This is a genomic window from Nocardia suismassiliense, assembly GCF_900269665.1.
Classification (GTDB): Bacteria; Actinomycetota; Actinomycetes; order Mycobacteriales; family Mycobacteriaceae; genus Nocardia; species Nocardia suismassiliense.
Window position 1 is genome coordinate 22,332 of sequence record NZ_LT985361.1, and the last position, 26,049, is coordinate 48,380.

A 26,049-nucleotide genomic window follows, 5' to 3' on the forward strand; every position below is an offset into this window, starting at 1 on the left:
GGGACGGTTCGACGCGGCGGCGGGCGCGGATCAGTTGCGCGCGTGCCGGGCTCGACGCGGCGGAGCCACCTGCTTTCCCCGCTGACCGAACGGGCGCGCGAGCATGACGGCGATACCCGTGGTCAGCGGGACGGACAGGGCCAGTGCGATACCGCCGACAGATGACCGGGCGATTTCGATGGCAACCGCGTCACCGGTCAGCACGTCGCGAATGGAACGACCCGCGACGCTGAACAACAGCAGCAGCGGCAGCGCACCACCCGCGTAGGCGAGCACCAGGGTGTACACGGTGCTGGCGATGTGGTCCCGCCCGACCCGCATGGCCGCCGTGAAAACCTCTCGGCGACTGGCGGACTCGTCGATCGCGGCCAGCTCGAACGCGGCCGAGGCCTGCGTGATGGTGACGTCGTTGAGCACGCCGAGCGAGCCGATGATGAACCCGGCCAGCAGCAGCCCGGTGATGCTCACGTGCTCCAGGTAGGTGGCGACGTTGGTGTTCTGCTCCTCGGACAGGCCGGTCAGATGCGTGATCTCGATGGCGACCCAGGACAGCACCGCCGCGACGACCATCGAGGTCAGCGTGCCGAGCAGCGCCGAACTGGTGCGCAGATTCACCCCGTGCGCGAGATACAGCACGGCATAGAGGATCAAGGAGCCCGCCACCAGCGCGACCGGAATCGCGGGCTTGCCGTCCAGCAGCGCGGGCAGCATGAACATCACCAGCACGGCGAAGGCGAACACCAGCCCGAGCAGGGCGCGCAGGCCGCGCCAGCGCGCCACCACCACGATCACCACGACGAACACCACGAAGATCAGCGTCAACGGAAAACCGCGTGCGTAGTCCTCGAACGAATACATAGGAGTGCCGCTGGGATCGGTCTGCCGCACCAGCCGGATCTCGTCCCCGGCGCGCAGGTCGGGTTGTCCTGGGCCGGGCGGGATTTCGAACAGGGTCTTGTTGCCCTGGTGCGGCCCGGACTCGATGGTGATCAGGCTGCGCTGGCAGGTGTAGGCGTTGTTGCGCGGCGGCTCCGGCTTCTCCACGAACACCTTGCCGATCGACGTGCTGCCGCACGGACCGACGTCCTGCATGGCCACCGGGCCCGCCTCGGTCTGCACCGCACCACCGCCCGCGTTCTGCATGGGCAGCGGGATGTCGATGTGCTGTTTGTCCGGCCACAGCATGACCGTGCCGAGCAGTACGAGGGCACCGATGACGGTGAGCAGGCCGACGACGACGCGTGCGGCGGTGTCACCGATCGCGATCGGACCGGAGTGGTCGTGGTGATGATGATGGTCGCTCATGACCGCGCGGGGCTCCTACCCTGTCCGTCGTTGCACTGGGGGCGTTCCCCAGCGGGCAGGAACGGCTGTGCGCCCCGAGTCGGCTGCCCGCGACCGAGCTTAAAGGATTTCATTTTCAAAAGCGCCGCGGCGAACGGAAAGGGCGGGCGGGAGTCGGCGCTGCGACATGGTGGCGCTGCGGCCGGGAAAGGGTTCGGAGGGGGCGGCGGAGAGCAGGGGGATGTCTCCGCCGCCCACAGGCCGGCGGCCCAGGGGGGTAGGCGGCCGAACCCGAGACCGGGTTAACCCAGGGGGGTAGGCAACCCGGTCGGGCACTCGAAAGTGCCAAGTCCTACTGTACACAAAAGTACTTCTAATGCGCTAGCTAGTCTCCAAACTTCGCGTATATCCATACATTCGGTCGGTTTATCCGCTAGAAGCGGGGCGGCGCGGTGGCCCGGCCGGGTCGCAACTCTATTGGCGATAGCTCGACAAGAAGTTGCCGAAGCGCTCGATGGCTACCGCGAGATCCCTGGCCCACGGCAGCGTCACGATCCGCAGGTGATCATGGTTGGGCCAGTTGAAGCCGGTCCCCTGCACCATCAGGATCTTCTCCTGCAGCAGCAGATCCAGGATCAGCTTCGAATCGTCATGGATCTCATGCACATTCGGGTCCAGCCGGGGGAACGCGTACAGCGCGCCCTTCGGCTTCACGCACGACACACCGGGAATCATGTTCAGCCGCTCCCACGCGACGTCGCGCTGCTCCAGCAGTCGGCCGCCGGGCAGGATCAGATCCTCGATGCTCTGATGCCCGCCGAGCGCGACCTGAATCGCATGCTGCGCAGGCACATTCGGGCACAGCCTGGACGAGGCGAGCAGGTCGATGCCCTCCAGCAGACCCGACGCGTGCTCCTTCGGACCAGTGATGGCCAGCCACCCGGCGCGGTAGCCCGCCACCCGATACGCCTTGGATAGACCGTTGAAGGTCAGGCACAGCAGATCGGGCGCCACCGAGGCCAGCGAAATATGCTTGGCGTCGTCGTAGAGGATCTTGTCGTAGATCTCGTCGGCGAGCAGCAGCAACTGATGCTTACGCGCAATATCGACGAGTTGCTGAAGAATTTCCGCAGAATATACGGCGCCGGTCGGATTATTCGGATTGATCACCAGCAAAGCCTTGGTCTTGTCGGTGATCTTCGATTCGATATCGGCGATGTCGGGCTGCCAGCCGCTGGACTCGTCGCACAGGTAATGCACCGGCGTGCCACCGGCCAGGCTGGTCATCGCGGTCCACAGCGGATAGTCCGGCGCCGGGATCAGCACCTCGTCACCGTTGTCCAGCAGCGCCTGCATGGTGATGGTGATCAGCTCGGAGACACCGTTGCCCAGGTAGACGCTGTCCACGTCCAGCTCCGGGAATCCGGGCACCAGCTCGTACCGGGTGACGATCGCGCGCCTGGCCGACAGGATGCCCTTGGATTCGGAGTAGCCCTGGGCATACGGCAGCGCCGCGATGATGTCGCGCATGATCACATCGGGGGCTTCGAACCCGAACGGCGCGGGGTTGCCGATATTGAGCTTGAGGATGCGATGACCCTCGGCCTCCAGCCGTGCTGCCTGCGCGTGTACCGGTCCACGAATCTCGTAGACGACGTTCTGTAGCTTCGTGGACTGCTCCAGCACGCGCGGCGGGCGATGCGGTAGATGACTTGGGCTCACCCGTCCCATGGTGCCATCCGCGGCAAATGGATAAACCGCCGCTCGCCGTCAATTGCCGGTATTTCACTAGGTGGCGACGAGCGGCCCGCAGTGATGTGATCAGTACCTCAGGAAGGGGAGTTGCCAGGAGGTATCCCCTTGGCGGCCGTGGTGCCGCAGAATTCTTCGATCCGCTCGTCCAGGAACCGCGCCTCGACCGCGTCGCGGAAATCCGGCCCCGCGATCCGCCTGCGCACACCGGTCAGCCGCTCCTCCAACTGCGCGAGGCGTTTGTCCTCGGCCAGACCGAGCACCGGCCGCAGCGCCTCGGTGGCGCCGTCGAGGCTGCCGTTGATCAGATGCGCGGCGGCGCAGTCGACCCGAGCCAGCGATTCGGCACCGTAGGACCGTTGCTCCGACGGACCGCTCGCGTACAGATCGATGGCGCGCTGGGTGGCGGCCAAGGCGAGCTCGGCCTCCCCGAGATGGATGTAGGTGGCGCCCGCGTAGTACTGCGCTTTGGCGTCGTTGAAGCCGAACACCCCACCCACCTCGTCATGCAGGGTGTCGGTTTCGGACACCTCGCGGGCATCGTCGGCCGCGCGGATGCAACGATCCGCCTCCGCCGGACTGCCCAGCCGAGACCAGATCCGGGCCTCGATATTGAGCAGCCGCACCTTCGCCGTCGCCGACTCGGCGAACTCCTGCCCGCTCTGCGCCAGCAGCACGCCCCGCCGCGGCCGCTCCGACCAGTACTCGATCAGCGCGTGCATGCCGCGGGTCCAGGCTCGCAACCCGTTGTGGCCACACAGTTCGGAGTAGGCCCAGGCCGCTCTGATCTGTTCACCCGCCGAGTCGTAGTAGCCGAGATCGGTACTGGCGTTGGCGAGCAACCCGGACAGGGTGCCCGCCAGCATGTACAGATGGCTGGTGTCGACGGGCCGTTGATGCCCCTCCAGCAGCCGGTAGACCCGCCGCCGGACCCGCAGCATCTCGACCATCATCGGCACCGGGGGCACGTGCACATAGTCGTTCGCGATGCGCGTCACGTCGGCATCGAGTTGCTCCAAGGTGGTAACGCCCAAGTTTGTGCTCTCCGCGTGGCCAGCGTGCTCGCTGGCCTCATGGGCAGCCGCCATGATCAGATCCCTCTCCGAAATCGCTGCTAACGCATCACCTCTCATCGCACCGGCGTCTATGAGAGCCAAAAGTTCCGCGTCGCTCGAATAGTGGACGCGCGCCGAGGTATCGGCGGACGCATCGATTCCAGGCGGGGTCGGGCGGTCGGCCATCGATGGATCGATCATGGCCGCAAACCGTGCCCGCACAACGTCGTCCGACCTGGCCAGGGAGGTATCGAGAGCGGCTTGATTGATCGGACGTGGATGGACGCGGACGCCGCCGGCCTCCCACTTCGACACCAGGCGTTCGTGCACCCCGAGGTGTGCCGCGAACTGCCTGATGCTCATGCGCTTGGCATCGCGAAGGGCACGGGCCTCTTTACCTGACCATTGCCGGACCACGATGTCATCCCTTCCGAAAGAACTCTTTCCCAGGGTACGAGGGGTTTGTGAGCACGGCTACATACGAAACAGAGCTGGTATCAGAGGCAGCGGAAAGGCAGCAGAAAGCGGGCGTGCGGGCAATACCGAAACCGGGCCGCGACCGGGACCCTTGAGCAGGGAGGCAAGGAGTTCGCCGTGAATGTGGAGAAACTCAGGACTGTTGACGATTGGGTTGCGTTCTATCGGCACGAGTTCGGGCTACCGGTGACCGAGCGTGGCGGCTTCGTCATGCTGCCGATCACCGGCCGCGTTTGCGTTGTCCACTTGCCTACCGCCCGTGCCGAAAAGGTACGGGCCGCACTGGATCAGCAAGGGGCCAGGGGGCCCATGCTGGCCAGGCAGATCCGGTGGAGCTTTCTGGCCGAACCGGACAGCCGGCCGGGAACGCAGGTGTTAGAGGTGCTCAACCGCCTCGACATCNTGTAAAAGAAACGGGTTCCCGTTGCCGCCCGGCGCTTTACCGGACCGATTCCGCCCCACTCTCGGCAGTCGACGGGGCGGACTCGGGCCGGTGCCACCGGCATCCCCTGTGCTGAAGCGAGCCATGGCGAGGAAGTCGCTTTAGTGTGGCGGGATGGGTGGTGATCGGCTGAGCGACCTGCGCGGGACGTATCAGGTGCGTGCGCACCAGATCGTTCCCGCGTCGGCCGCAGCCTTCGCCGGCCTGGATGTCATGCGCTGCTTCGGTTTCGATGTGCTGGAGCCGAACCCAGTGCGGCGCAGGAAGATTCCGGGTGGCACGGTCAAGATCGTGTTCGCGCTGGAGGGGACGTTCGAGGGCCGAAGTCTCGACCCGACCGCACTGGTCATAGGTTTACACGATCGGGCGGGCACGGCCGGGCATGCCGGACGGATGCGCAGCGTGCAGGTGCAACTCGATCCGTTGACGGCGCACCGGTTACTGGACGCGCCGATGGACGAGTTACGTAATGGCGCGGTCGAACTCGCCGAGTTGCAGGGACGTTCGGTGCAACGCCTGGCCGAGCGGCTTGCTGAAACAGCCACCTGGCCAGCGCGATTCGAGTTGGTGGCCGATTACTTTCGCGCGCGGTCGCGCGAGGCCGACGACACTGCGGATCGGGCGATCACGCATGCGGTCCGGCAATTGCGGCGTTCTGCGGGCAGGCTGCGGGTGGCGGATCTCGTCGCCGAAACAGGCTGGAGCGCAAGACATTTCCGGCGTCGGTTCGCCGAGCAGGTCGGGCTGCCACCGAAGGACTACGGTTCGCTGCTGCGCTTCTCGGCCGCGCTCACCGCGCTGACGAACGAACCGACGCGCGATATGAGCGTGCTCGCGGGGGATTTCGGCTACTACGACCAATCGCATCTGATCCGGGATTTCCAGCGCTTCGCCGGCGCACCGCCGGGGCGCCTGCTCGGGATGAGCATGACCCATTCGTCCAACACCGCGGCGGCCGGCGCGACATAGCGTGCACGGACCTCGACCGCGAAGGATCAGCGCGATGTCCGCTTCACCGATCACCGTGCGGATGGCCGTCTTCGGCATCGGCATTCATGCGATCAACCATGTACTCGTCCTACTGTTCTCGCCGTTCAGCTGGAACGCCGGCACCGTTTTCCATCTCACCCACGGACCGATCTACGCCGCGCTCCTGGTGCCGGTTCTGCGCGGCAAGAACTGGGCGCGGATCACCATCACAGTGCTGCTCGGTGGGCAGTTCCTCGGGCGGTTCGTGGTGTGGGTGATGTTTCCGAGCGCCGGCGCGCACCTGGCGTTGATCGGCGGGTGGGCGCTGTCGGTAGTGGTGCTCACGCTGCTGTGGGTGCCCGGTTCGACGCGGCGGTACTTTCGGCGGAGCCGTGCGCTGGCGGAGCAGCAGCGGGCCTAGCTCTGCCGCGATTCCGCGGCGTCCACCACGGCGGCGGGCAGCGGGAAGTTCAAGTAGGACTTCGACGGTGTCGGCCCGCGCTGGCCCTGATACTTCGAGCCCGCGGTGGCGCTGCCATAGGGATGCTCGGCCGGGCTGGTCAGCCGCAGCAGGCACAGCTGGCCGATCTTCATGCCGGGCCACAGGGTGATCGGCAGGTTCGCCACGTTCGACAGTTCGAGGGTGATGTGGCCGCTGAAGCCGGGATCGATGAAACCCGCGGTCGAGTGGGTCAGCAGACCGAGCCTGCCGAGACTCGACTTGCCCTCCAGCCGGCCCGCCAGATCGTCCGGCAGCGTGCACACCTCGAGCGTGGAGCCCAGCACGAACTCGCCCGGGTGCAGCACGAACGGCTCACCCGGGGCTGGTTCGACCAGGCTGGTCAGCTCGTCCTGGCGTTGCGCCGGGTCGATGTGGGTGTAGCGGGAGTTGTCGAACACCCGGAACATGCCGTCCAACCGCACGTCGATACTCGACGGCTGGATCAGGCTCGCCAGGAGCGGCTCGACGCCGAGACGCCCAGCGGCGATCTCCGCACGGATGTCGCGATCGGAAAGCAGCACGCCGAGCAGCGTAGCGCCTGCTGATCCAGGCTCTTCAGGCGCACAGTGGCAGTGCTGTTCAGCCGGTTCCTCAGCCGCCGCACAGCTTCGAGATGAGATCGTGGAAGAGTGACCACCAATTCCACACCGGGCCGGAGCTGGAACATGGTCCCGACGCTCGCCGCGCTGGCCGCGGTTCTCGCCGTTTGCGCCGTCGGACTGACCAGCAACGTCCTCGCGAAAAACGGGCTCACCGCGATCGACTCGCCGATCTCGGACTGGGCCGTCGCCCACCGCAACGGCACGCTCACGCCGCTCGCGATCACCGTCAGCTATCTCGGCGGCACCGTCGCGATGACCATCCTGGTGGTGCTCGCCGTCATCATTTATGGGCGGCGCGGACAGTGGCGGGAGGCCGGGCTGGTCATCTGTACCGGTCTCGGGTCATGGGTACTGGTCGATGGTGGGAAGCACCTCATCGGACGAGAACGCCCACCCACGGTCAACCACGTCATCGTCAAGACGAACCTGGCGTATCCCTCCGGGCACAGTCTCGGATCGATGGCGGTGATCGGAATCCTCTCGGTCCTGCTGATCCCGCAGATACGCCGTCCTGCGATGCGCTGGGTCGCGGGTGTCGCCGCCGTCGTCTTCGTTGCGGCAGTAGGGCTTTCCCGTATCTACCTCGGCGTGCACTGGCCGACCGACGTGCTCGGCGGCTGGGTGCTCGGTGCGCTCTTGGTCACCGTCTGCTTCGCTGGTTACCGCGATCTCGAACGGCGACAGATTTTGCTGCCGAGCAGCCGCTCTCCGAAAACCACACCGGCTGACGATGTGCCGGTGCGGGCCCAGCCGTCGGACACCCCGGCTCGGGGCACGCCTGCACCGCGCCGGTGATCATCGAATCGCTGGCTATCGTGGTGCGTAGCGCCGACCACAGAGGGAGTTGATCGAGGGCTTGTCTTCACCCATTGGTGCGCACGTCCTCGTCGGCGGCGGGCTGATCAAGAAGGGCCTGCGCGAGGCGCGGGAGATCGGGGCCGAGGCGATCCAATTCTTCGCGGGCAACCCGCGGGGCTGGAAGCAACCGACCGCCGACCCGCACGACGCGGCCGCGTTCCGCACTGCCTGCGCGGACCTGCCGGTTTTCGTGCACGCGCCGTATCTGCTGAATTTCGGCTCGCCGGACCCGGTCGTGCTGGAGAACTCCGCGCAGGCGCTGACCACCATCATGCGGCGCGCCGGCCTGGTCGGGGCGGCGGCGGTCATCGTGCACGCGGGCTCGTCGGTGCGCCGGGAACTGCGCGAGCAGGCATTGGATCGCCTGCCTGAACTCTTCGCTCCGCTGCTCGACGCCGCACCACCCGGCGTGCGACTACTCATCGAACCCACCTGCGGCGGCGGTGCGGCGCTGGCCTCGACCGTCGACAGCACCCTGCAGTACTTCGCCGCGCTCGACGACGAGCGGATCGGCCTGTGCATAGACACCTGCCACCTGCACTCGGCAGGCGAAGACATCACCACCGCCACCGCGCTGCACGCCGTAGTCACCAAGCTGACGGACGCGATCGGCCCGCACCGACTGGACCTGGTCCACGCCAACGACAGTCGCGACCCGGCAGGTTCACACCGCGACCGCCACGAAACCCTGGGCAAAGGCACGCTCGGCGAAGACGTCTTCCGCACCCTGTTCACCATCCCCCAGCTTCACGACGTCCCCATCTTGGTCGAGACCGCGACCAACGGTGTCGACGTAGCGCTACTGAAACGGCTGAGAGACGAAGTCCGGCAAACTGATTCGGCCATTCCCGACGACGGTTCGCCGGGAGTGCGGCCCGTGCAGCCGAGTGCACGGACTCAGCCGGTCGAATAAGGTCTTGGCGGCGAGGGGGTTTCGCCGGTGTGTCGTGCCCCCGCCGGAGCAGGTCGAGGAGGCGTCGTGGTGCTGGTGGACGGATCGGTCGAGCGTGGATTCGAGGTGGTTCGCGACGCTTTCGCGCACGCACAAGCCGCGGACGAAGGTGCGGCGCAGCTCTGCGTCTATCGGAACGGTCGCGTTGTCGTCGATCTCTGGGCGGGGCAGGACCCGATCTCCGGTATGGGATGGGACGCGGATTCGCTGTCGGTACTCATGTCGGTGTCGAAGGGGGTGACCGCGACCTGTGTGCACATGCTCGTGGAACGCGGACAACTCGATCTCGACGCACCGGTCGCTGACTACTGGCCCGAGTTCGCGGCAAACGGCAAAGCCACCATCACCGTCGCCGAACTGCTGGCGCACCGCGCAGGTCTGGCCGGGTTCGCCCCGGAGTCCGGAATCGGGGCCCAGGAGTTGACGGACTGGTCGCTGTGCACCTCGGCCTTGGCGGCCATGACTCCGGTCTGGCAGCCCGGAACCGCGTTCTACTACCACTCCATCACCTGGGGTTACCTGGCCGGTGAGCTGATCCGGCGGGTCACCGGCAAGAGCGTCGGCGATTTTCTCGCCGCGGAGATCGCCGGACCGCTCGGATTGAGCCTGTGGATCGGGCTGCCCGAAAACGAGGAGCACCGTGTCGTTCCCCAGTTCTCCCGCAAGGAACAGCCGAACGCCGCGCAGGTCGCCGCGGTACTCAGCGGGATGGGGATAGACGTCGACGCACCATTGATCCGGACGCTCCTCGCCGCCGTCGCGACCAGGGAAGACGGAGTCGCGCTGCTCAACACCCGCGCGGGGCACGCGGCCGAGGTACCCGCGGGCAACGCGATCGGCAACGCCCGCTCGCTGGCGCGGATGTACGCGGCGACCATCGGCGAGATCGATGGTGTCCGCCTGCTGAACTCCGCGACCGTCGACCGAGCACGGCAACCGCAAACCGACGGCCTGCGTGGTCCGGCGCCCTTGGACGTCCTGCCGGTAACCCACCGCTTCGCCAACGGCTATGAAATTCCTGGCCCCGCCCACGCCATGCTCGGCCCCGGATCCTTCGGCCACAACGGCACCGGTGGCCGAATTGCCTTCGCCCACCCCGAATCCGGCATCGCCCTGGCCTACACCTGCACCCACATGATCTGGGACGATGTCGCAGGACCCGACCCGCGCTGGCTCCCCTGGATCGCGGCGCTGCACGAGGCGATCGCCTAGCGCGGCAACGCCGAGTCATCCGGCCCGATCATTCAGCTGTCATCACGACGACTTGACAGCATACGTTGAGATCACGTCCCAGACGAAGACACCCGCTTCGGGATCCACGTCGACCGCCAGTAACTGGAGGCTGCGGACGGTGAGTGATGCGGGAGTCTTGATGATGGACAGCGCGAGTTCCACTGGGGCCGAGTCACGTTCGGCGGTGCCGTAACCGAGTGAGACATGCGGCCTCCGCAGCGGAGCAGGCAGCGCACGCTCCGTTCCGAAGACCTGCTCGGCGGCGTCACGGGTCGCGGTGTTCAGCTGCTTCCACTGCTCGTCCTCGGGCGCGGCTACGCCAGCGCCGTAGTCGTGCAACCACGGCCCCTGCATCGGGATCGCGAACGGCGCAGTGTTTGCAGCCACTGCCGCCAGGGCATCGGAATACCGGCTCAGTGCTTCATCGTCTTCTTCGTTGCGCCCACGGGGTTCACGTGGCTGTCGCATGCTGCCATCGCGGTTCCACTGCGGCTCAGCTCTCGAACGCTTTCTCTGCCGCAACAGGATTCGGCATTTGGCGATCGCGTTCGCTTAAATACCTCTATCAGGTCGAGTTGATCAACCATTTCACAACGGTACAGCCAGATGAGCTATTGCCCGGGTAGAGGTCCTCGCTCGGATACAGGTACTCACTGGGGTACAGCATCTGAGCCTTCGGGTAGATCCCCTTCGTGACGTCGTGGGTCATGTCGCCCCGGATCAGACTGATACCTTCCGCCATCTCCCCGAGCGAAGACCATAAGCCCGCGCGCGATAAGCGTGACGGTCTAGATCTGGTTGACCTTCGCGCCAGCACCGAAGCTTGTACAGGTGATCGAGCACTGCCACCATCGCCATCCACGTCTCACGCAGCGTCGTTGCTCGACGCAATGACTCGTTTGCAACGTCAGGTCACCGATCAGATCATCTATCCGAGTCATCCACTGAAGGTGTCGCCGCGAACGCGCTTTCGATAGCGTCGGAGCATTAGGAGGCGTTCATGGGCGACCAAATCTCCTGCGCTGTACCGTCTTCCCATGTCCGCGGGGAAGAACGCAGTCATCCGGCCCGCAGCCGGGAACCGCATTCGCAGGTGGAGCGCGACGCACCGTCGATCGATCTGGACCGGGCTCGCGCTTGCAGGTGCTAGCGGAGCAGGCTTCGCTGCCGCAGTGTTGGCGGGGGTCTCGCCCGCCTTCGGCCAGCCGCTCGCGACGCTGCTCGCCGGCGCGGGCGTACTCGCTGCTGGCATCCTGGCCTACCTCAACGGTGAACGCACCCGCGATCTCACCAAGCGACAACATGAAGCCGATGCGAAGCGCGAGCGAGAGCGCCACCAAACCGATACGGATCGTGAGCGCGAACGACACGCAGAGGACTCTCGCCGCACACTGGTATCGGACCTACGCGACCGGTACACCGCCATCGCCGCCCAGATCGCCGACACCAACTCTGCTGCCATTCGGCAAGCGGGTGTCTACGCGCTGACAGCACTCGCCGACGACTGGCATGCCTTCGGCGAGGACGACGAACGACAGGTCTGCATCAACCTACTCCAGTGGTACCTGCGTGTCCCGTTTCCTGTGGGTGACGACCCTACGAAGCCGGATCTGTCCGAGCGTGAAATCCGGCAGACCATCGTCGCGATCTTGGCAGAGCGCCGCCGTCGACCCGCCGACCATCCGAAATCCTGGGCCACCGCCGCCATCAGCCTTCATCAAGCATCACTGCCCGGTTGCACCTTCCTTACGGGCAATCTCGCGGATCTCAACTTTTCCGGAGCGGACTTAACCGGCGCGAACTTAAACTCCGCGAACCTGAACAGTACCCATCTGAACCTCACGATCCTGAATAATGCGGACCTGGCCAGAGCGAAACTGATCAAAGCAAACCTGGCGGGCGCGAACCTGACCAACGCTACATTGGCCTACGCGAGACTGAACAATGCAAACCTGTGGGGTGCGAACCTGACCAACGCGACATTGACCTACGCGAGACTGGGCGGCGCGGACCTGACCAACGCAAACCTGGACCGCGCGCGCCTGAACGGCGCACGCCTGAACGGCGCACGCCTGAACGGCGCGGACTTGACGGGCGCGAAACTGGCCAATGCTCAATTGTTCGGAATCACATACGACGAGACCACGCAGTGGCCGGAAGGGATTATTTCACCACAACCCGACGCCTGACCGACGATAACGGCTGTTTATCGATGCCTACACTGGCGGGCTAGGATCGGCTGCGAGAAAGTTCCGCGCTTCGACGACTGTCTGCAGCACTGGCTTCCCTGCAACATATTTGGCGTCGAACCCGCGACGAGGATCTTTCGGAGGCTTCAGTTCTGGTGTCGGAGGACTGCCGGGATCGATCTGGTCAATCATGTCGCTCAGGTAACTGCCAGATGAGTTGCTTGCCCGGATAGGTGTTCTCGCTCGGGAAAACGTCTTCACCGGGTAGAGCATCTGGTCCTTGGGAACGATCTCCATCGTGACGTCGTGAGTCATCTCCTCTCGAAGCAGACTGATTCCTTCTGCTATCTTCCCGCCCCGCTGTGCGTCGGCCCGCAGTTTGTACGCATCTCGATCCGGGCCAGGTTCGCCTTCTCACAGACATCGAAGGTTGTACAAGTGGCTGAGAGTGGCGGCCCCCATCCGCTTCTCGCGGGAGGTCATGGCGCGGCGCAGTGTCTCGATCGCTACATCGAGATCGCCGATCAGGTCATCCTCCCTCGTCATAGGTTGAACGTATCGGTGGTCCGAACATTCAAACCGGTTATCGCAGGGTGGTCCCGGCGGCACCGGCGGACACTCGTCCTTCTGCCACGAAAGCTGACCGGCACGAAGGTGCGGGTGCGATGATTTGTGTTGTGTCTGCCTGGCTTCCTCTGATTAGTGCTCTGGTCATCGCCACTGTGACGACATTCGGAATCGTCATCAACAACCGCGCCAACACTCGGGCTATCACAGCTGCAGACGAGCGGAACCAGACGACTCTCGAAGCAGCACAACGCAATATCGAACTATCCAACTCAGCCGCCGATACCCGCGAACACGACAAATGGCGGCGCGATGCCGTGCTGGAATCCGTGTCCTCAATACTTGAGGTCAGCGAAGGCATCCTCGATGCCCTACGCCGCTTCGAAGCCAGGCAATTAGGCTCGACTGAAGAGGAGACCGACTTCACAGACCTGCGCACACGCCTCTGGAGTGTCAGCAATTCAGCGCTCAAACTGCAAATCTTATCGACGCATCATCTCCACCGTCACACATCCCAACTGCAACGAGGGCTGGCGGCCGCGATAAATGACGCGGAGTCGATCACACGGATGAGCAGAACGGCGTATACCGATTCCGGTACTGCCCAACTCAAGTTAGAGGATGACATCAGGAAGCGCGGTCAGGACTACAGCAGCGCCCGGACGAAGGCCAGCCAAATCCTCTACGAGCTGATGGAAACCACACGAAAGGAACTCAGAATCCCCGACCATGGGGTCCCGCCCCCGCACCACTACTCATCATGAGTAGAACACGCGCCGACGCAGCCGATCGGTTTTGACGCGGCGGCCGCTCTGGTGGGGTGCTGCTGGTTGGCGGCGAGGGAGGAAGTACCCCTGTACTGCATGAGGATGGGCACACCCCAAGCGCCGCTCCGTATGAATATGCAGAGGCAGTTAGGGCCGGCCGATGTGCACTCGCAACGGGGATTACTCGCCGCGCCGGGACTGGGTAACTCCGGGGGCCGCTACATCCAGCCGTGAATGCGCCTGTCCGCGTCCGCCTTACCAGATCGGTCCGCTCGTGATCGGAATTGTGGCCGTACCCTGACGCCACATGGAGATCAGGGCACGACCGCAACTGCCCTTGTCGGACGACGACTCCGGCGGCTACGACGGTCAGACCGACACCGGATCACCCCGGCAATATTTGCCCCGGTTCGATCGCATAGTGGGCGGTGCAGTAGCCCGCACAATGTTTGGCCAAGGCCACGATCAGGCCCTCCGCAGTCGGGTGTCGGCCAGTACGTTGTGGTGCGTCATGATGACCTCCCGGCGTCGAGCGCCTAGGGCGGCGCGAGTGGGGGATGGGCAGACGGCAAGCCACACCGCGCAGGTGGGTTGTTGCCGGATTTCGCACCGATCTCCTCCCCTCGACGCCCTGCAGCAGGAACGCCAGCAGGTCAATCGCGGCATAGCGACTGAACTCTTTGCCCTGCAAGGCAATCGCGCATCGGCGATCCGATGCGACACGCCCGCCTGCTAAACACGCCCACGACTTGAAGTGGTGGGCTACCGCCTGGCGAAGCCTCTGCGGCGGTCCCGCCACCGAGGGTGTGCAGAGCACGATCCCGGCGTCGGCAATGACGAGCCGCGACCGGTTTGGGAAAAACTTGGGAAAAATCGAGGCAAGCAGGGCCTCCCGAGGCCGGCCGAACCCGCCTGAAACCGACCGAACCGACGGAAGCGTCCGCCTTGTTCACGACTGACAGTCCGGCTCGTCTCCGCAGGTCATCGGCTTCTACCTGGACTTTTCCCGCCCCCGCGCGGGTTCTGCTAAAGTCTCGACAGGCGGTTTGCCGCTTCGCCGATGTAGTTCAATGGTAGAACTTCTGCTTCCCAAGCAGACAGCGCGGGTTCGATTCCCGTCATCGGCTCTACGACGATTGATGCCCTGGCCAGATGTTTTGGTGCGGGGCATTTTTCTTTGTATGAGGGGTCGGGCTCAGTACCGGAGGGGTAGTGGGGGTGGCTCGTTGGGGGGATGTGGGGCGGGGATCGGGGGGTCGACGATCTGGGCATGTTGATTCGTCGCGCTGTATTGGCTTTGGGGCTGGCCGTGGGGGTTTGTTCGGGGGTGGTGACTGCTTGTACGTCGGATGCTGGGACCGCGTCTGCGTTGAAGTGGGAGCCGTGTCCGGAGAATGGTGAGTTCGACTGTGGCACAGTCACTGTGCCGGTCGATTGGGGGGAGCCGGAGGGGGAGACGATCGGGGTTGCGGTGGTGCGGGATCGGGCCGATGCGCCTTCGGAGAAGGTGGGGACGTTGGTTTCGTTGCCTGGTGGGCCGGGGACGTCGGGGGTGGATGAAATCCTGAAGGGGGGAAAGTTTTCGGCGGAGCTGCGGGGGCGGTTCGATATTGTGAGTTTGGATCCGCGGGGGGTGAAGCGGAGTCATCCGGTGCGGTGTGATGCGGGGCCGGCGGGGTATCGGCCGAATTTTGTGCCGGATCTGGGTGGGCGGATCGATGAGGTGCATTCGTATGCAAGGGATCTCGCGGCGAGTTGCCGGCAGTACACCGGGGCGTTGATGGAGCATCTCGATGCGGCGAGTGTGGCGCGGGATGTGGAGGCGCTGCGGGTGGCGGTCGGGGTGGATCAGATCAGTATCTACAGCAGGTCTTACGGGACGATGCCTGCGCAGTCGTATGCGGAGTTGTTTCCGAAACGCTTGCGCGCCTTGCTGATGGACAGCGTGGACGACCACAGTTTGGATGGGCGGGCGTTCATGAACAGTGAGGCACGCGCGGCCAAGGATGCTTATGGTGAGTTCGCGGCCTGGTGTGCCCGGGATGAGCAGTGCGCCTTGCACGGTGCGGACGTCGATCAGATCTTCAATGCGGTGTACGCCAAGTCAGCCCGCGGTGAGTTACGCGATCTCACCGAGACAACCAAGCAACTGGGTGCGATCGACCTGAACACACAGGTCATCCAACGGCTCTACCGTCCCGAATGGTCGAGGCTGGCAACGGATCTGCGGGCGTTGCTCGACCAGCCCGCAGCCAACCCGCTGCCACCCGCTTCGCCACAAGAGCAAGGTCAGCCGGTGCCGATGGCGCAAATCATCTTCTGTTCCGACTGGCGTTTCGACATCACCGACCAGGACCAATGGAACCAGCTGTGGCGTGAGCAGACCCAGAACGCCGCACCACTACGCGCCCACTTTGCTTGGGGCGCAGGCGCTTTGTGCTCCGGTTGGCCCATTGCACCGGCGAACCCGCCGCATCGCCCGCAGATCGTGGACGGTCCACTGATTCTCATCATGAACTCACTGCACGACCCGTCGACTCCGCACGAATGGGCACTCGGCGTCGAGCGGAATACCCCTGACGCCACCCTGCTGACCTACGAAGGCTGGGGCCATAGTGTTTACGACCGCTCCCCCTGCACCACCAGCGCCGCCGACCGCTACCTCATCGACTTGACCATCTCCCAAACCCGCTGTCCCGCAGCCTGATCGAGCATCTGAACGCGCGAGCGCCACAGGCCATTACGGCGTGACGGCCAGACGCCAGAGCGAGGTGACTTCCGCGGCGCGGGCGGCGTGCAGCGGGTCGCTGATGTCCTTGGCGCGCGGGTGCTGCGGAGTGGTGTCGGTCTTATCGATGACGTGCAGACCGGCACCCTCGATCAAAGCCAGCAGATCATCCCGGGTGCGCAACCCCAGATGCTCAGCGAGGTCGGACAGAATGAGCCAACCTTCCCCGCCCGGCTCGAGATGAGCGGCCAAGCCGGTCAGGAAACCGCGAAGCATCGCACTGTCCTGGTCGTACACCCCGTGCTCGATGGCGGAGGTCGGCCGAGCGGGCAGCCAAGGCGGATTGCAGACGATGAGGTCGGCGCGGCCGTCCGGAAAAAGCGTGGGGCCGACGATCGAGACGGCGCGGGCGAGGTCCAGCCGGTCGATGTTCTCGCGGGCACAGGCCAGCGCGCGCGGACTGTCGTCGGTCGCCACGACCTGGCCGACGCCGCGGTGGGCCAACAGCGCGGCCAGCACTCCGGTCCCGGTGCCGAGATCGAACGCGGTGCGCACGGCGCCGGCGAGCGGGGCCTGCGCGACCAGCTCGATGTATTCGCCGCGAATGGGCGAGAACACGCCGTAGTGCGGGTAGATGGTGGCATCGAGCGCGGGGATTCGCACACCCTTCTCCCGCCACTGGGCCGCACCGAGCACACCGAGCAGTTCGGTGAGCGCGATGAGCATCGGCCCCTCCGACGGCCCGTACACATCGGCACAGGCCGCGCGCACGTCGGGTGCGCGGCGCAGCGCGAGGGTGTGGTCCTGTTCGAGTTGGACGACCAGCTTGCCGAGCACCCGCGCGCGATGGTTGCGCGCCCTGCGCTGCAACCGGAACGTCTCGGACGGACTATCGCCTGGCCCAGGCGCTTTTCGGTCGACCCGGCGGCCCATCGCCTGGAGCAGCTGGCGGGCATTGTGGTAGTCGCCGCGCCACAGCAGCGCCGTGCCCTCACAGGCCAGGCGGTACGCGGTCTCGGCGGTCATGCGATCGTCGGCCACCACGATCCGGGTCGGGGCCGGTGTCGCGCTTTCGGAATGCCAAGGGGCCGATCGTTCGGTATCGGCTTCGGTCCAGGTCATCGTGGACATCAGCGCCTCCTCGTTGTCGAACATGCACGGGCACGGAGTGCACCGCGACGAGGAGTTGTCGACCCTTCCGAATAGATGCATCTCATTTTCCCATACACGCCCGGCACCGGCGTGACCAGGGCCGATCGACGGCGCCCTAGCTGGCCTCGGCGCGCAATCGACGGAATCTGCTGCCGTGGAAGACGAGCGGGTCGACGTCGGTGCGGGTGGCGATGCGGTGGATGCGCAGGATGACGACCGCGTGGTCGCCCGCGGGCACCTGAGCCTCCGGCACACCCTCGATCCACGCGGACGCACCGTCGATGAAGATCGCTTCACCGGTGCCACGATGCAATTCGGTACCGCGGAATCGGTCACCGTTGCGGGCGCCGAGCGAACGGGCCGCGTCCTGCTGATCGGTGCCGAGCAGGCTCAACCCGAGATGGCCCGCGGCGGCCAGTTTCGGCCAGGTCGACGAGGAATTCTGCACACAGAACGACACCAGCGGCGGATCGAGGGAGACCGGAACGAATGTGCTCACCGCGAGACCCTGTGGGGTGCCGTCGATTTCGGCGCACACCGCGACCACACCGCTGGGGAAGTTGGCGAAGGCGCGGCGCAATCCGCCACCGTCGGCGGGAAACTCGAAGAGCTCATGCATGATCGGGCACCTTCGCGGTGACGGCCAGCGCGCGGGCGACCGGCCGCCATCGTGCGCTGTAGGCGTCGATCACGCCGTCCTCCAGGAAGGTCCGATCCGACAGGTACAGCCCGGGCAGCGCGGCGGTGGCGCCGAGCTCGACGAGCACGGGCTTGAGCAGCAGGTCGGGGGCCAGTGCGTGGGCAGGTCCGGCGCCGAGCATTACCGGGACGGTCAGGACGCCCGCCAGCCCGGTGCCGCCGTCGAACTGCTCGAGGAACAGTTTCAACAGGCCGGTGTAGGTGGCTTTGAACGTCGGGCTCGCGAAAACCACCAGCTCCGAATCGGCGACCGTGCGGACGGCCGCCGCGACGCCCGGATCACCCCAGCCGAGCAGGGCGGCGCCGAAATCGACCAGGTCGACCACCGCGGGCTCCGCGTCGGGACGCAGCCCCTTCGCGACCAGTGTGGCCGCCGTCAACGTGCGCGAGGCGGGCTTCGGATTGCCGACTACGACCGTCACTGTCACTTTCGTATCCTTTTCGATCACGTGCTGGTTCGACCGGCGGACCGGTCAGATCACGCCGTGCAACGGTGGCGCGGTACCGTGCAGCAGCGCACGACCGAGATGCTGGTACTTCCAGCGGATCGGATCATGCAGGGTGTGCGTGCGCGCGTTGCGCCAGAAGTGGTGCAGATTGAGATCGGTAGCGGCACTTCGGGTTCCCCCCACTTCGAACAGCGCGCTCGACACCTCGTTGGCCGCCCGATCGGCCAGCACCTTCGCTGCGGCAACCGCCAGCGAGGCGCGAGCGGCGCCCTCCTCTTGCTCGATATCTACCACTGTGCCACTGAATTCGACGCCGTCAATCCCCCCATCGGGTGGTAGTGCACGGCTCTGCCCGGTGGCTGCGTCGACGGCTTTGCCCGCGGCGGCGAGGGTCGCCTCGGCAGCGGTGACCACGACCGAAAGCTCGCCGAAACGCTGGATCAGCAACGGATCGTCGACGGCGTCGGCGACACCGGCTTCGAACCAGGGACGGCTGGTGGTGCGCACGAACTCCGTTGCGGCGGTCAGCGCGCCACGCGCGATTCCCGCGTCGATGGCAGCGTGCAGCAGTTGCGCGAACGCACCGTAGCCGGTGGGCGCCTGCACGGCGGCGGAGCGGCGGATGAGCTGGTCTCGCTCGACCAGCACCTCCTCGAACGACACCGTTCCGCTGCCGGTGGTGCGCTGGCCGATACCGTTCCAGTCGTCGATGATTCGCACGCCCGGCGTATCGGCAGGCAGGTAGGCGATGTACTCCCCCGGCTCCAGGCCGCTGCGGCCCTCGGGATCGTCGAGCTTGGTGAGCACGGCGAGCACATTCGCGAAAAGCGAACCGGTGCAGTAGAACTTACGTCCGTCGACCCGGAATCCGCTGCCCGCGGGCCGCAGGGTGGTGCTGATGTCGGCAATGGTGGCGCCGCCACGCTCGGACTGCGCGTTGGCGATCCGGGCACCGTCGAGCACCTGCCCGAGGTAGCGCTGCCGCTGCGCGGCGGAGCCCGCCAGCCGCACCAGATTCACGTAGACGAAGTGACTGTGCGGGATCTGCGCGATGTTCGGATCGGCGGTCGCGAGAATCCGCACCACCTCCGCCACGGCACTCGGCGGCAGGTCCGCGCCGCCGTACTCGGCGGGCACGGTGACGGCGAGCAGCCCGCTGGCCGCGAGCCGCTGCACCTCCGGATGCGGCAGTATCCGGCCGCGGTCGCGCGCGGCGGCTCCGGAAGCGAAGTCGGCCGCTAGGTGTTCGGCGACCGAAAAGGCCTGCGCGGCCGACGTTATGCGGTCGGCCACGAAAGCGACGCCCCCGGTGTCCGCGGCCGCGGGCGACCACGCGGCAGACCGGGAGCGCCGCCCTTCCGAGACCGTCATCAGCCCACCGCCGCGACCGGACGCCGCGCGGCCTCCAGTTCGCGAACCAGCGGAAGGACTTTCGCGCCGAAGTACTCGACCTCCTCCTGGAAGTGCAGGAAGCCGCCCAGGATCAGGTCGACACCGAGCTCGCGGTAGGCGACGATGCGCTCGGCCACCTGCTCCGGGGTGCCGATCAGCTTCGTACGGAAACCGTCGTTGTACTGCACGAGGTCCTCGAACGAGGAGTCGGCCCACATGCCCTTGCCGTCCTTGGTGGACGCGCCCGCCTGCTGCACCGCATCCCGGAACCCTTGCACCGCAGGCTTGTTCGCCTTCTCGATGATCTCGCGCAGGGTGTCGTGCGCCTCTTTCTCGGTGTCGCGGGCGATGATGAAGCCGTTGAGGCCGAACTTCACTTCCCGGTCGTTCGCTCGCGCGATGCCACGCAGGTCGTCGAGCTGCTCGGTGACGCCGTCGAAGTCCTTGCCGTTAGAGAAGTACCAGTCGGCGTAGCGGCCACCGTTGCGCCGAGCCGCAGTGGAGTTACCGCCCTGGAACAGTTCGGGATTCGGCCGCTCGGGGGTGTTGAGCGGCTTCGGCTTCAGTGTGAAGTCGCGGATCCGGTAGAAGTCGCCGCCGTAGTTCACGTTGTCCTCGGTCCAGATCTTGCGGATCACCTCGAGGAATTCGGCGCTGCGCCGGTACCTTTCGTCGTGCTCGAGCCAGGGCTCGCCGAGCGCCGTGAATTCACCGGCGAACCAACCGGATACGACATTGATGGCGAAGCGGCCGTTGGAGAGATGGTCGGCGGTGGCGCCGAACTTCGCGAGCACCGCCGGATGCCAGAGGCCGGGGTGGATGGCCGCGATGACCTTCAGCCGCTCGGTCGCGCCGAGCAGCGCCAGGCTGAACGAGGTCGACTCGTGCTGGAACTCCGCGCCGTAGGAGGCGGTGTAGCGCACCTGGGAAAGCGCGTAGTCGAAACCGTTGTTCTCGGCGGTCTGGGCCAGCTTCTTGTTGTATTCGAAGTCCCAGCCGGTGCGCTGCTCGATATCGCTGGTGACCAGTCCCCCGCTGACATTGGGCACCCAGTAGGCGAATTTGATCTGTTCGGCGATCTGCTCCGTGGTCATAGCTGCTCCAGAGGGGTCGGGGGGTAGCCGTCGAGCTCCACCCACTCCAGCATCGCGACCCGACCGGCACGAGGGTTTGAATCTGTGCGATCGGATCGCGGTGCTGGGCGGGCGGGTCTCAGGCGTGGGTGAGGGCGTCGGCGAAGGTGGACCTGGCGAACTTGCCTGCCGGTGCGAAGCGCCCGAGCAGGGCCGTCGCGTCTTCGCCGGTGACGCGGGTGATGAAGGCGTTGGCCGCGTCCAGCGAGTCGATCTCGAGGAACGGCTGCGGGTGATGCAGCAGGCCGACCAGCGCGGTGGCGAACTTCGGGTGCACGGCGGCCGCCGCGAACAGCTGGTTGCCGATCTCGGCGAGCTCCGGATCACTCAGGAACAGCCGGGTGACCTTGTTGGCGGCGTCGCCGCGCACAGCGAGGAACGTCGCGTACTGCTCGGCGATCCAGGCTTCGTCGAACGGGCCGTCGTGCACCGCGGCGGCCGCGACCAACCGCTGCGCCTGGATGAGCCCGCTCTGCGCGCCCTGGCCCGCGACCGGGTCGTACGCGGCCGAGGTGTCACCGAGCGAGGCCACCACGTGGCCGCCCGCGGTGTGCCCGACGCCGGCCCGGACCACCGGCCGCACCGCGCCTTTCAGCCAGGAATGCGGGTCCTCGGCGATCACCTGGGTGGCCAGCACCTCGGGCAGATCCCAATCGATGAAGTCCCGGTAGATATCCTGCACGATCCGGTGCGCGGCTTCGGCGGAATCCGCTGCGGCGAACCGGGTTTCCCACTCGCTGCCCGGCCTGGCCCAGCCGAGGAACGCCCAGCTCGGGCCCGCGTCCTTGTGCAGGTAAGGGCCCCACCAGGCTTCGCCCTGATCGGCCAGGATGGAGAAGCCGCTGTGCGCGCCGCCCGCCGGGCTGCGATGCGCGAAAACGTCCTTGCCGTAGCCGATTCCGGACACGGTGACCGTCAGTAGTGAGCGCTGCGGTGCGTCGTAGGGGGTTCGGGTCTGGTCGATCGGGAACAGGTCGGACAGTCCGCCGCGGCCGGTGGCGACCAAGGTGAGGGCGTTGGCCGCGGCGATCGTGTCGAGGGTTTCCGGGGTCACCTGCTCGACGACGAAACGGCCGCCGCGTTCCTGGAAGGCGGTCAGTCGTTCGTCGGCTTTCAATCGGGTGTCGACGGCGATGCCGACATAGCCGTCGAAATTGCCGTCGAATTGGATCAGTTCGGCGCCGCCCGGTCCCGCGAGGCGGACACTGAGCCCGGTGTGCCGCGGCGCCCGGCCGGTGTAGGTGTCCAGCCCGAGGGCGGATTCGGACTGCTGGGTCACCCCGAATTGGAGCGCCGTGCCGGTGGCGGGCACATCGTCGCGCAGGCTGCGCTGATCGCGGTCGCTGTAGAGGGTGACGTCGAATCCGGCGTCGAGTAAGCCCAGTGCCGCAGTGACGCCGGTTTGGCCGGCGCCGATTACCGCGGCCGAACGGGTGGAACGGGGAACGGAATTCTGCGTTGTCATGTTCGGATCATCCGGGGTGTGACACGACCCTCGTGAGTGTTGCGATCAGCGAGAATCAATGAGCAGACAGGAATTTTGCCTGGCGTACCATCGGGCCATGTCGTTCACCGTTGCCGACCTGACCGGAGACCGCACCGAGCAGTACCGCCAGCTCACCGCGCAGGCCGAAGCGCTGGTGGCGGGCGAGCAGGATCGTATCGCCAACGCCGCCAATCTCGCGTCGCTGGTATTCCACGCACTGCCCGAACTGAATTGGGTCGGGTTCTATTTCTACGACGGACACGAACTGGTGGTCGGACCGTTCCAGGGCAAACCCGCGTGCGTCCGCATCCCTATCGGAAAAGGCGTCTGTGGTACCGCGGCCCAGTCCAGGGAAACGCAACTCGTACCGGATGTGCACGCGTTCCCCGGACATATCGCCTGCGATGCCGAGACACGGTCGGAAGTCGTTATTCCATTGGTGCACAACGGCGAACTCGTCGGGGTGTTCGACCTCGACAGTCCGAAGCCGGAGCGATTCGATGAAATCGATCAGTCCGGACTGGAAGCCATTGCGCAGGCGTTTCTCGATTCGCTCTCGTCGTAGCTGTGCACCCGGCGAACACCTTTGTGTTCGCCGGGTGTCAACATTTATGCACTCGGTGCGGCGACCGCCACCCCTGGGCGTGCGACCTCGTCGGGTAGCACGGTGGAGCCCGGTGCGCCCACCCGATAACGGGCCCCGCGGTGCTCGTCCGGCAGCCGGTCGCCCGCTTCGAACAACGCGTTGCGCAGAGTTCCCGGGACGTACTCGGTGGTGTACGCGCCACGCTCGGTCAGCACCGGAACAACATGGTGGACAACATCTTCGAAAGATCCCGGCGTTATGGCGTAGGCCAGATTGAAGCCGTCGAGATCGGTGTCCTCGACCCACTCCTGGAGGCGGTCCGCGACCGTGGCGCCGGAACCGACGAACACCGGCCCCATGCCGCCGATACCCGCCCACCGTCCGATATCGCGCACCGTCCACTCGCGACCGTCGTCATCGAACTCCTGGAAGGCGGCGACGGCGGACTGGATGGCGTTGCTCTGCACCTGACCGATGGGATCGTCCAGGTCATAACCGGACAGGTCGATGCCCATCCAGCCGGACATGAAGACGAGGCCGCCCTCGATACTGGCGTAGGACAGGTATTCCTCGTGCTTGCGCTGTGCCGCCTCGTCGGTGGCGTCGGTGATGATGGTCGCCAGCGCGTAGATCCTGGCCGAGTACGGGTCGCGACCCGCCTCCCGCAGCGCCGCGCGGATGCGGGAAACCGTCTGTGCGAGTAGTCGTTTCGACGGTGCCGCGATGAAGATGGCCTCGGCGTTCTCCGCGGCGAACCGCACACCGCGCGTCGAGGCGCCCGCCTGGTAGATCACCGGCGTGCGCTGCGGTGACGGCTCCGAGAGGTGGATGCCCGGCACGGTGAAGTGTTTGCCCTGATGGCCGATGTGATGCACCTTGGCCGGATCGACGTAGATGCCCTGGGCGGCGTCGCGCACTACCGCGTCGTCCTCCCACGATCCTTCCCACAGCTTGTACAAGACCTCCAGGTATTCGTCGGCCTGGTTGTAGCGCTCGTCGTGGTCGAGCTGATCGTCGGCGCCGAAATTCCGTGCCGCCGAAGGCAAGTAGCCGGTGACCACATTCCAGCCGATGCGTCCGTTGGTCAGGTGGTCGAGGGTGGAGAGCCGGCGGGCGAAGGGGAAGGGATGCTCGAAGCCGGTGCCGGTGGTGATGCCGAACCCGAGGTGCTCGGTGACCGCGGCCATGGCCGAGACCAGCAGCAGTGGGTCGGCCACCGGGATCTGCGCGCCCTGCCGCAGCGCCGCGATGTCGTTGCCGCCGTAGACGTCATAGGTGCCGAGGACGTCGGCGATGAAGATGCCGTCGAACCGCCCCTGCTCCAGCAGCTTCGCCAGATCGGTCCAGTAGCTCAGTTCCTTGTATCGGTGCGACTGGTCGTCCGGATGTCGCCACAGGCCGGGTGATTGGTGGGCGACGCAGTTCATGTCGAAGGCGTTGAAACGAATTCGGCGGGTCACTGCGCCGCTCCCGTCGCGGGCTTGTGTTCGCCGGCGCTCCAGGCGAACGGCAGGTCGGTGCCGTTCAGCAGGTAATCGCCTATCGCCCTGGCCTTTTGGATCGCCGGGTTGTGCACCGAGATGGTGCGGGCGTTGCGCCAGTGCCGGTCCAGCCGCTGCCGCTCCGAGACCACCGAGGCGCCGCCGACTTCGAACAGCAACGTGGTGGCGGGCAGTACCAGATCGATCACCGCGAGCTGGGCTTGCGCGGCGGCGAGTTCGGCTGCCACCAAGGATTTCTCGTCCTGCGCGCCACCGGCGAGCACCTCGTCGAGGACGTCGGCGACGGCGAGCACACTGGCCTTGGCGGCGAAGGCGGCGGCCGACAAGCGCCCGATCACCTGCTGCACCAAGGGATCCTGGCGCGGAATGCCTGCCGCGGAGTGTGAGTAACTGCGGGTGCGGCCCGCCACCCACTCCCTGGCATCCAGCTCGGCGCGCTGGGCGATACCGGCGAGCACCGCGAGCTGGACCAGTTGTAGATAGGAGGTCGCGTAGGTCGGGCCGGGAGCGCCGTAACCGGGGCCGAGGATGCGGTCGTCGGCCACCACCACATCGGTGAACTCCGTGGTGCCGCTGGCGGTGAGCCGCTGCCCGAAGCCGTCCCAGTCGTCGTGCTGCCGCACGCCATCGGCGTTCGCGTCGACGAGCACACCCACCCGTTCACCGTCGCGATCCGCCGCGACCAGGATGTAGTCCGCGTACAGGGAGCCGGTGCTGTAGTACTTCACACCATTGAGCAACCAGCGGTCACCGTCCCTGGTCAGCCGGGTGCGATAGCGGTCGACCGCGCCGACCCCCGGTTCGGTGATGGCATTGCCGACCAGCGTGCTCGTCGCCGTGCGCAGCCACTGCTCGCGGCCGGGTCCCGGCTCGGCGAGCAGATGATCCTCGACGAACGAGAAGTGCACGCGCAGCGCCTGCGGCAGGTTCGATTCGGCCGCGGCCAGCTCGATCAGCAGCCGGAACAGCTGCCGCACGCTGACGCCGTACCCGCCGAACTCGACCGGCACCCGCAACGCCCCGAACTTCGCCTCACGCAGCCAGCCGACCTCCTCGAACGGCAGCCGGCGATCGATCTCCCGCGCCACCGCGCCCTGCGCTATGCGCTCGAAGATCGGTCCGAAGACCGCATCCAGTTCGGAATCTGTGGCGGATTCAGCCTCGATGGATGTCATCACCCCACGATGGCGCAGCAAAGGGGACGGCTCACGGGTTGCGCGCACCACGATCCGAAATGGCGAGCGGCGGTAGTTGTCGGTGCGGCTCGCTACAG

Annotated in this window: 24 protein-coding genes and 1 tRNA gene; 10 read left to right on the forward strand and 15 right to left on the reverse strand. The window is 65.9% G+C overall.

The window, feature by feature from the left end:
• Positions 1 to 30 precede the first annotated feature (30 nt).
• The 3 genes from DBO33_RS00090 to DBO33_RS00100 form a co-directional block, all read right to left on the reverse strand.
• A complete protein-coding gene (locus DBO33_RS00090) occupies positions 31 to 1,305 on the reverse strand; it encodes a YibE/F family protein (protein ID WP_107653213.1) in 1,275 nt (424 codons plus the stop codon).
• A 453-nt stretch (positions 1,306 to 1,758) separates the two neighbouring features.
• Positions 1,759 to 3,015: a pyridoxal phosphate-dependent aminotransferase gene (locus tag DBO33_RS00095; RefSeq protein ID WP_107653214.1), complete on the reverse strand. Its 1,257-nt coding sequence runs from the start codon at positions 3,013 to 3,015 to the stop codon at positions 1,759 to 1,761.
• A 98-nt stretch (positions 3,016 to 3,113) separates the two neighbouring features.
• The gene (locus tag DBO33_RS00100; protein ID WP_234390615.1) at positions 3,114 to 4,124 is read right to left on the reverse strand and encodes an XRE family transcriptional regulator; all 1,011 of its coding nucleotides are present in this window, start codon (positions 4,122 to 4,124) and stop codon (positions 3,114 to 3,116) included.
• 1,000 nt (positions 4,125 to 5,124) lie between these two features.
• Here DBO33_RS00100 and DBO33_RS00110 point away from each other — a divergent pair.
• A complete protein-coding gene (locus DBO33_RS00110) occupies positions 5,125 to 5,979 on the forward strand; it encodes a helix-turn-helix domain-containing protein (RefSeq protein ID WP_107653216.1) in 855 nt (284 codons plus the stop codon).
• Positions 5,980 to 6,013: 34 nt separating this feature from the next.
• Entirely contained in the window at positions 6,014 to 6,400 is a 387-nt protein-coding gene (locus tag DBO33_RS00115; protein WP_107653217.1) for a hypothetical protein, read from the forward strand.
• On the opposite strand, the gene dcd is transcribed toward DBO33_RS00115, so the two are convergent.
• Positions 6,397 to 7,002 carry a dCTP deaminase gene (dcd, locus tag DBO33_RS00120; RefSeq protein WP_107653218.1) on the reverse strand — a complete coding sequence of 202 codons (606 nt, stop codon included), beginning with the start codon at positions 7,000 to 7,002 and terminating at the stop codon, positions 6,397 to 6,399. The two genes, DBO33_RS00115 and dcd, sit on opposite strands and share 4 nt — an antisense overlap.
• A gap of 108 nt (positions 7,003 to 7,110) precedes the next feature.
• Here dcd and DBO33_RS00125 point away from each other — a divergent pair, with 108 nt between their 5' ends.
• The 3 genes from DBO33_RS00125 to DBO33_RS00135 all read left to right on the forward strand — a co-directional run bounded on the left by DBO33_RS00125 (position 7,111) and on the right by DBO33_RS00135 (position 10,105).
• The gene (locus DBO33_RS00125) at positions 7,111 to 7,878 is read left to right on the forward strand and encodes a phosphatase PAP2 family protein (protein WP_107653219.1); all 768 of its coding nucleotides are present in this window, start codon (positions 7,111 to 7,113) and stop codon (positions 7,876 to 7,878) included.
• A 61-nt stretch (positions 7,879 to 7,939) separates the two neighbouring features.
• On the forward strand, positions 7,940 to 8,854 hold the full coding sequence (locus DBO33_RS00130; RefSeq protein ID WP_159080074.1) for a deoxyribonuclease IV: 915 nt from the start codon (positions 7,940 to 7,942) through the stop codon (positions 8,852 to 8,854).
• A 66-nt stretch (positions 8,855 to 8,920) separates the two neighbouring features.
• Entirely contained in the window at positions 8,921 to 10,105 is a 1,185-nt protein-coding gene (locus DBO33_RS00135) for a serine hydrolase domain-containing protein (protein ID WP_199856496.1), read from the forward strand.
• A gap of 42 nt (positions 10,106 to 10,147) precedes the next feature.
• Here DBO33_RS00135 and DBO33_RS00140 read toward each other — a convergent pair whose 3' ends face one another.
• Positions 10,148 to 10,594 (reverse strand): 2'-5' RNA ligase family protein, encoded by a 447-nt coding sequence (locus DBO33_RS00140; protein WP_107653221.1) that lies wholly within the window; start codon positions 10,592 to 10,594, stop codon positions 10,148 to 10,150.
• Between the two features lie 569 nt (positions 10,595 to 11,163).
• Between DBO33_RS00140 and DBO33_RS00145 the strand changes: the two genes are divergently transcribed.
• A complete protein-coding gene (locus DBO33_RS00145) occupies positions 11,164 to 12,315 on the forward strand; it encodes a pentapeptide repeat-containing protein (protein WP_107653222.1) in 1,152 nt (383 codons plus the stop codon).
• Positions 12,316 to 12,342: 27 nt separating this feature from the next.
• Here DBO33_RS00145 and DBO33_RS42510 read toward each other — a convergent pair whose 3' ends face one another.
• Together DBO33_RS42510 and DBO33_RS44370 are read right to left on the reverse strand one after the other, a co-directional pair.
• Complete coding sequence (locus DBO33_RS42510) at positions 12,343 to 12,630, reverse strand: hypothetical protein (RefSeq protein ID WP_159080076.1); 288 nt, start codon at positions 12,628 to 12,630, stop codon at positions 12,343 to 12,345.
• Positions 12,631 to 12,729: 99 nt separating this feature from the next.
• Entirely contained in the window at positions 12,730 to 12,861 is a 132-nt protein-coding gene (locus DBO33_RS44370; RefSeq protein ID WP_267897869.1) for a hypothetical protein, read from the reverse strand.
• 131 nt (positions 12,862 to 12,992) lie between these two features.
• On the opposite strand from DBO33_RS44370, the gene DBO33_RS00150 reads away from it, so the two are divergent.
• The 3 genes from DBO33_RS00150 to DBO33_RS00160 all read left to right on the forward strand — a co-directional run bounded on the left by DBO33_RS00150 (position 12,993) and on the right by DBO33_RS00160 (position 16,356).
• Entirely contained in the window at positions 12,993 to 13,646 is a 654-nt protein-coding gene (locus DBO33_RS00150) for a hypothetical protein (protein WP_159080077.1), read from the forward strand.
• A 1,059-nt stretch (positions 13,647 to 14,705) separates the two neighbouring features.
• Positions 14,706 to 14,776: transfer RNA gene (locus DBO33_RS00155), tRNA-Gly, on the forward strand.
• A gap of 143 nt (positions 14,777 to 14,919) precedes the next feature.
• Positions 14,920 to 16,356 (forward strand): alpha/beta hydrolase, encoded by a 1,437-nt coding sequence (locus tag DBO33_RS00160; RefSeq protein WP_234390616.1) that lies wholly within the window; start codon positions 14,920 to 14,922, stop codon positions 16,354 to 16,356.
• A gap of 33 nt (positions 16,357 to 16,389) precedes the next feature.
• On the opposite strand, the gene DBO33_RS00165 is transcribed toward DBO33_RS00160, so the two are convergent.
• The 6 genes from DBO33_RS00165 to DBO33_RS00190 all read right to left on the reverse strand — a co-directional run bounded on the left by DBO33_RS00165 (position 16,390) and on the right by DBO33_RS00190 (position 22,667).
• A complete protein-coding gene (locus DBO33_RS00165) occupies positions 16,390 to 17,508 on the reverse strand; it encodes a methyltransferase (RefSeq protein WP_107659821.1) in 1,119 nt (372 codons plus the stop codon).
• A gap of 136 nt (positions 17,509 to 17,644) precedes the next feature.
• Positions 17,645 to 18,148 carry a flavin reductase family protein gene (locus tag DBO33_RS00170; RefSeq protein ID WP_107653225.1) on the reverse strand — a complete coding sequence of 168 codons (504 nt, stop codon included), beginning with the start codon at positions 18,146 to 18,148 and terminating at the stop codon, positions 17,645 to 17,647.
• A complete protein-coding gene (locus tag DBO33_RS00175; RefSeq protein ID WP_199856497.1) occupies positions 18,141 to 18,656 on the reverse strand; it encodes an NADPH-dependent FMN reductase in 516 nt (171 codons plus the stop codon). Before DBO33_RS00175 ends, DBO33_RS00170 begins: the two co-directional genes overlap by 8 nt.
• A 45-nt stretch (positions 18,657 to 18,701) precedes the next feature.
• Positions 18,702 to 20,048, reverse strand: coding sequence for an acyl-CoA dehydrogenase family protein (locus tag DBO33_RS00180; RefSeq protein WP_107653227.1), 1,347 nt, complete (start codon positions 20,046 to 20,048; stop codon positions 18,702 to 18,704).
• Positions 20,048 to 21,163: a dimethylsulfone monooxygenase SfnG gene (gene sfnG / locus DBO33_RS00185; protein WP_107653228.1), complete on the reverse strand. Its 1,116-nt coding sequence runs from the start codon at positions 21,161 to 21,163 to the stop codon at positions 20,048 to 20,050. Before sfnG ends, DBO33_RS00180 begins: the two co-directional genes overlap by 1 nt.
• A 118-nt stretch (positions 21,164 to 21,281) precedes the next feature.
• On the reverse strand, positions 21,282 to 22,667 hold the full coding sequence (locus DBO33_RS00190) for a styrene monooxygenase/indole monooxygenase family protein (protein ID WP_107653229.1): 1,386 nt from the start codon (positions 22,665 to 22,667) through the stop codon (positions 21,282 to 21,284).
• A 97-nt stretch (positions 22,668 to 22,764) separates the two neighbouring features.
• On the opposite strand from DBO33_RS00190, the gene DBO33_RS00195 reads away from it, so the two are divergent.
• Positions 22,765 to 23,253, forward strand: a complete 489-nt coding sequence (locus tag DBO33_RS00195; RefSeq protein WP_107653230.1) for a GAF domain-containing protein — start codon at positions 22,765 to 22,767, stop codon at positions 23,251 to 23,253.
• A 44-nt stretch (positions 23,254 to 23,297) separates the two neighbouring features.
• Here DBO33_RS00195 and DBO33_RS00200 read toward each other — a convergent pair whose 3' ends face one another.
• Entirely contained in the window at positions 23,298 to 24,734 is a 1,437-nt protein-coding gene (locus tag DBO33_RS00200) for an LLM class flavin-dependent oxidoreductase (RefSeq protein ID WP_107653231.1), read from the reverse strand.
• Positions 24,731 to 25,951 carry an acyl-CoA dehydrogenase family protein gene (locus tag DBO33_RS00205; RefSeq protein ID WP_107659822.1) on the reverse strand — a complete coding sequence of 407 codons (1,221 nt, stop codon included), beginning with the start codon at positions 25,949 to 25,951 and terminating at the stop codon, positions 24,731 to 24,733. Before DBO33_RS00205 ends, DBO33_RS00200 begins: the two co-directional genes overlap by 4 nt.
• Positions 25,952 to 26,049: the final 98 nt, after the last annotated feature.

Excerpts from the sequence above, each read along its gene's own strand:
- DBO33_RS00090 (WP_107653213.1), bottom strand. The coding sequence starts at position 1,305 with ATGAGCGACCATCATCATCACCACGACCACTCCGGTCCGATCGCGATC.
- DBO33_RS00095 (WP_107653214.1), bottom strand. The coding sequence starts at position 3,015 with ATGGGACGGGTGAGCCCAAGTCATCTACCGCATCGCCCGCCGCGCGTG.
- DBO33_RS00100 (WP_234390615.1), bottom strand. The coding sequence starts at position 4,124 with ATGGCGGCTGCCCATGAGGCCAGCGAGCACGCTGGCCACGCGGAGAGC.
- DBO33_RS00110 (WP_107653216.1), top strand. The coding sequence starts at position 5,125 with ATGGGTGGTGATCGGCTGAGCGACCTGCGCGGGACGTATCAGGTGCGT.
- DBO33_RS00115 (WP_107653217.1), top strand. The coding sequence starts at position 6,014 with ATGTCCGCTTCACCGATCACCGTGCGGATGGCCGTCTTCGGCATCGGC.
- DBO33_RS00140 (WP_107653221.1), bottom strand. The coding sequence starts at position 10,594 with ATGCGACAGCCACGTGAACCCCGTGGGCGCAACGAAGAAGACGATGAA.
- DBO33_RS00145 (WP_107653222.1), top strand. The coding sequence starts at position 11,164 with ATGTCCGCGGGGAAGAACGCAGTCATCCGGCCCGCAGCCGGGAACCGC.
- DBO33_RS42510 (WP_159080076.1), bottom strand. The coding sequence starts at position 12,630 with ATGACTCACGACGTCACGATGGAGATCGTTCCCAAGGACCAGATGCTC.
- DBO33_RS44370 (WP_267897869.1), bottom strand. The coding sequence starts at position 12,861 with ATGACGAGGGAGGATGACCTGATCGGCGATCTCGATGTAGCGATCGAG.
- DBO33_RS00160 (WP_234390616.1), top strand. The coding sequence starts at position 14,920 with ATGTTGATTCGTCGCGCTGTATTGGCTTTGGGGCTGGCCGTGGGGGTT.
- DBO33_RS00165 (WP_107659821.1), bottom strand. The coding sequence starts at position 17,508 with ATGTCCACGATGACCTGGACCGAAGCCGATACCGAACGATCGGCCCCT.
- DBO33_RS00170 (WP_107653225.1), bottom strand. The coding sequence starts at position 18,148 with ATGCATGAGCTCTTCGAGTTTCCCGCCGACGGTGGCGGATTGCGCCGC.
- DBO33_RS00180 (WP_107653227.1), bottom strand. The coding sequence starts at position 20,048 with ATGACGGTCTCGGAAGGGCGGCGCTCCCGGTCTGCCGCGTGGTCGCCC.
- sfnG (WP_107653228.1), bottom strand. The coding sequence starts at position 21,163 with ATGACCACGGAGCAGATCGCCGAACAGATCAAATTCGCCTACTGGGTG.
- DBO33_RS00190 (WP_107653229.1), bottom strand. The coding sequence starts at position 22,667 with ATGACAACGCAGAATTCCGTTCCCCGTTCCACCCGTTCGGCCGCGGTA.
- DBO33_RS00195 (WP_107653230.1), top strand. The coding sequence starts at position 22,765 with ATGTCGTTCACCGTTGCCGACCTGACCGGAGACCGCACCGAGCAGTAC.
- DBO33_RS00205 (WP_107659822.1), bottom strand. The coding sequence starts at position 25,951 with ATGACATCCATCGAGGCTGAATCCGCCACAGATTCCGAACTGGATGCG.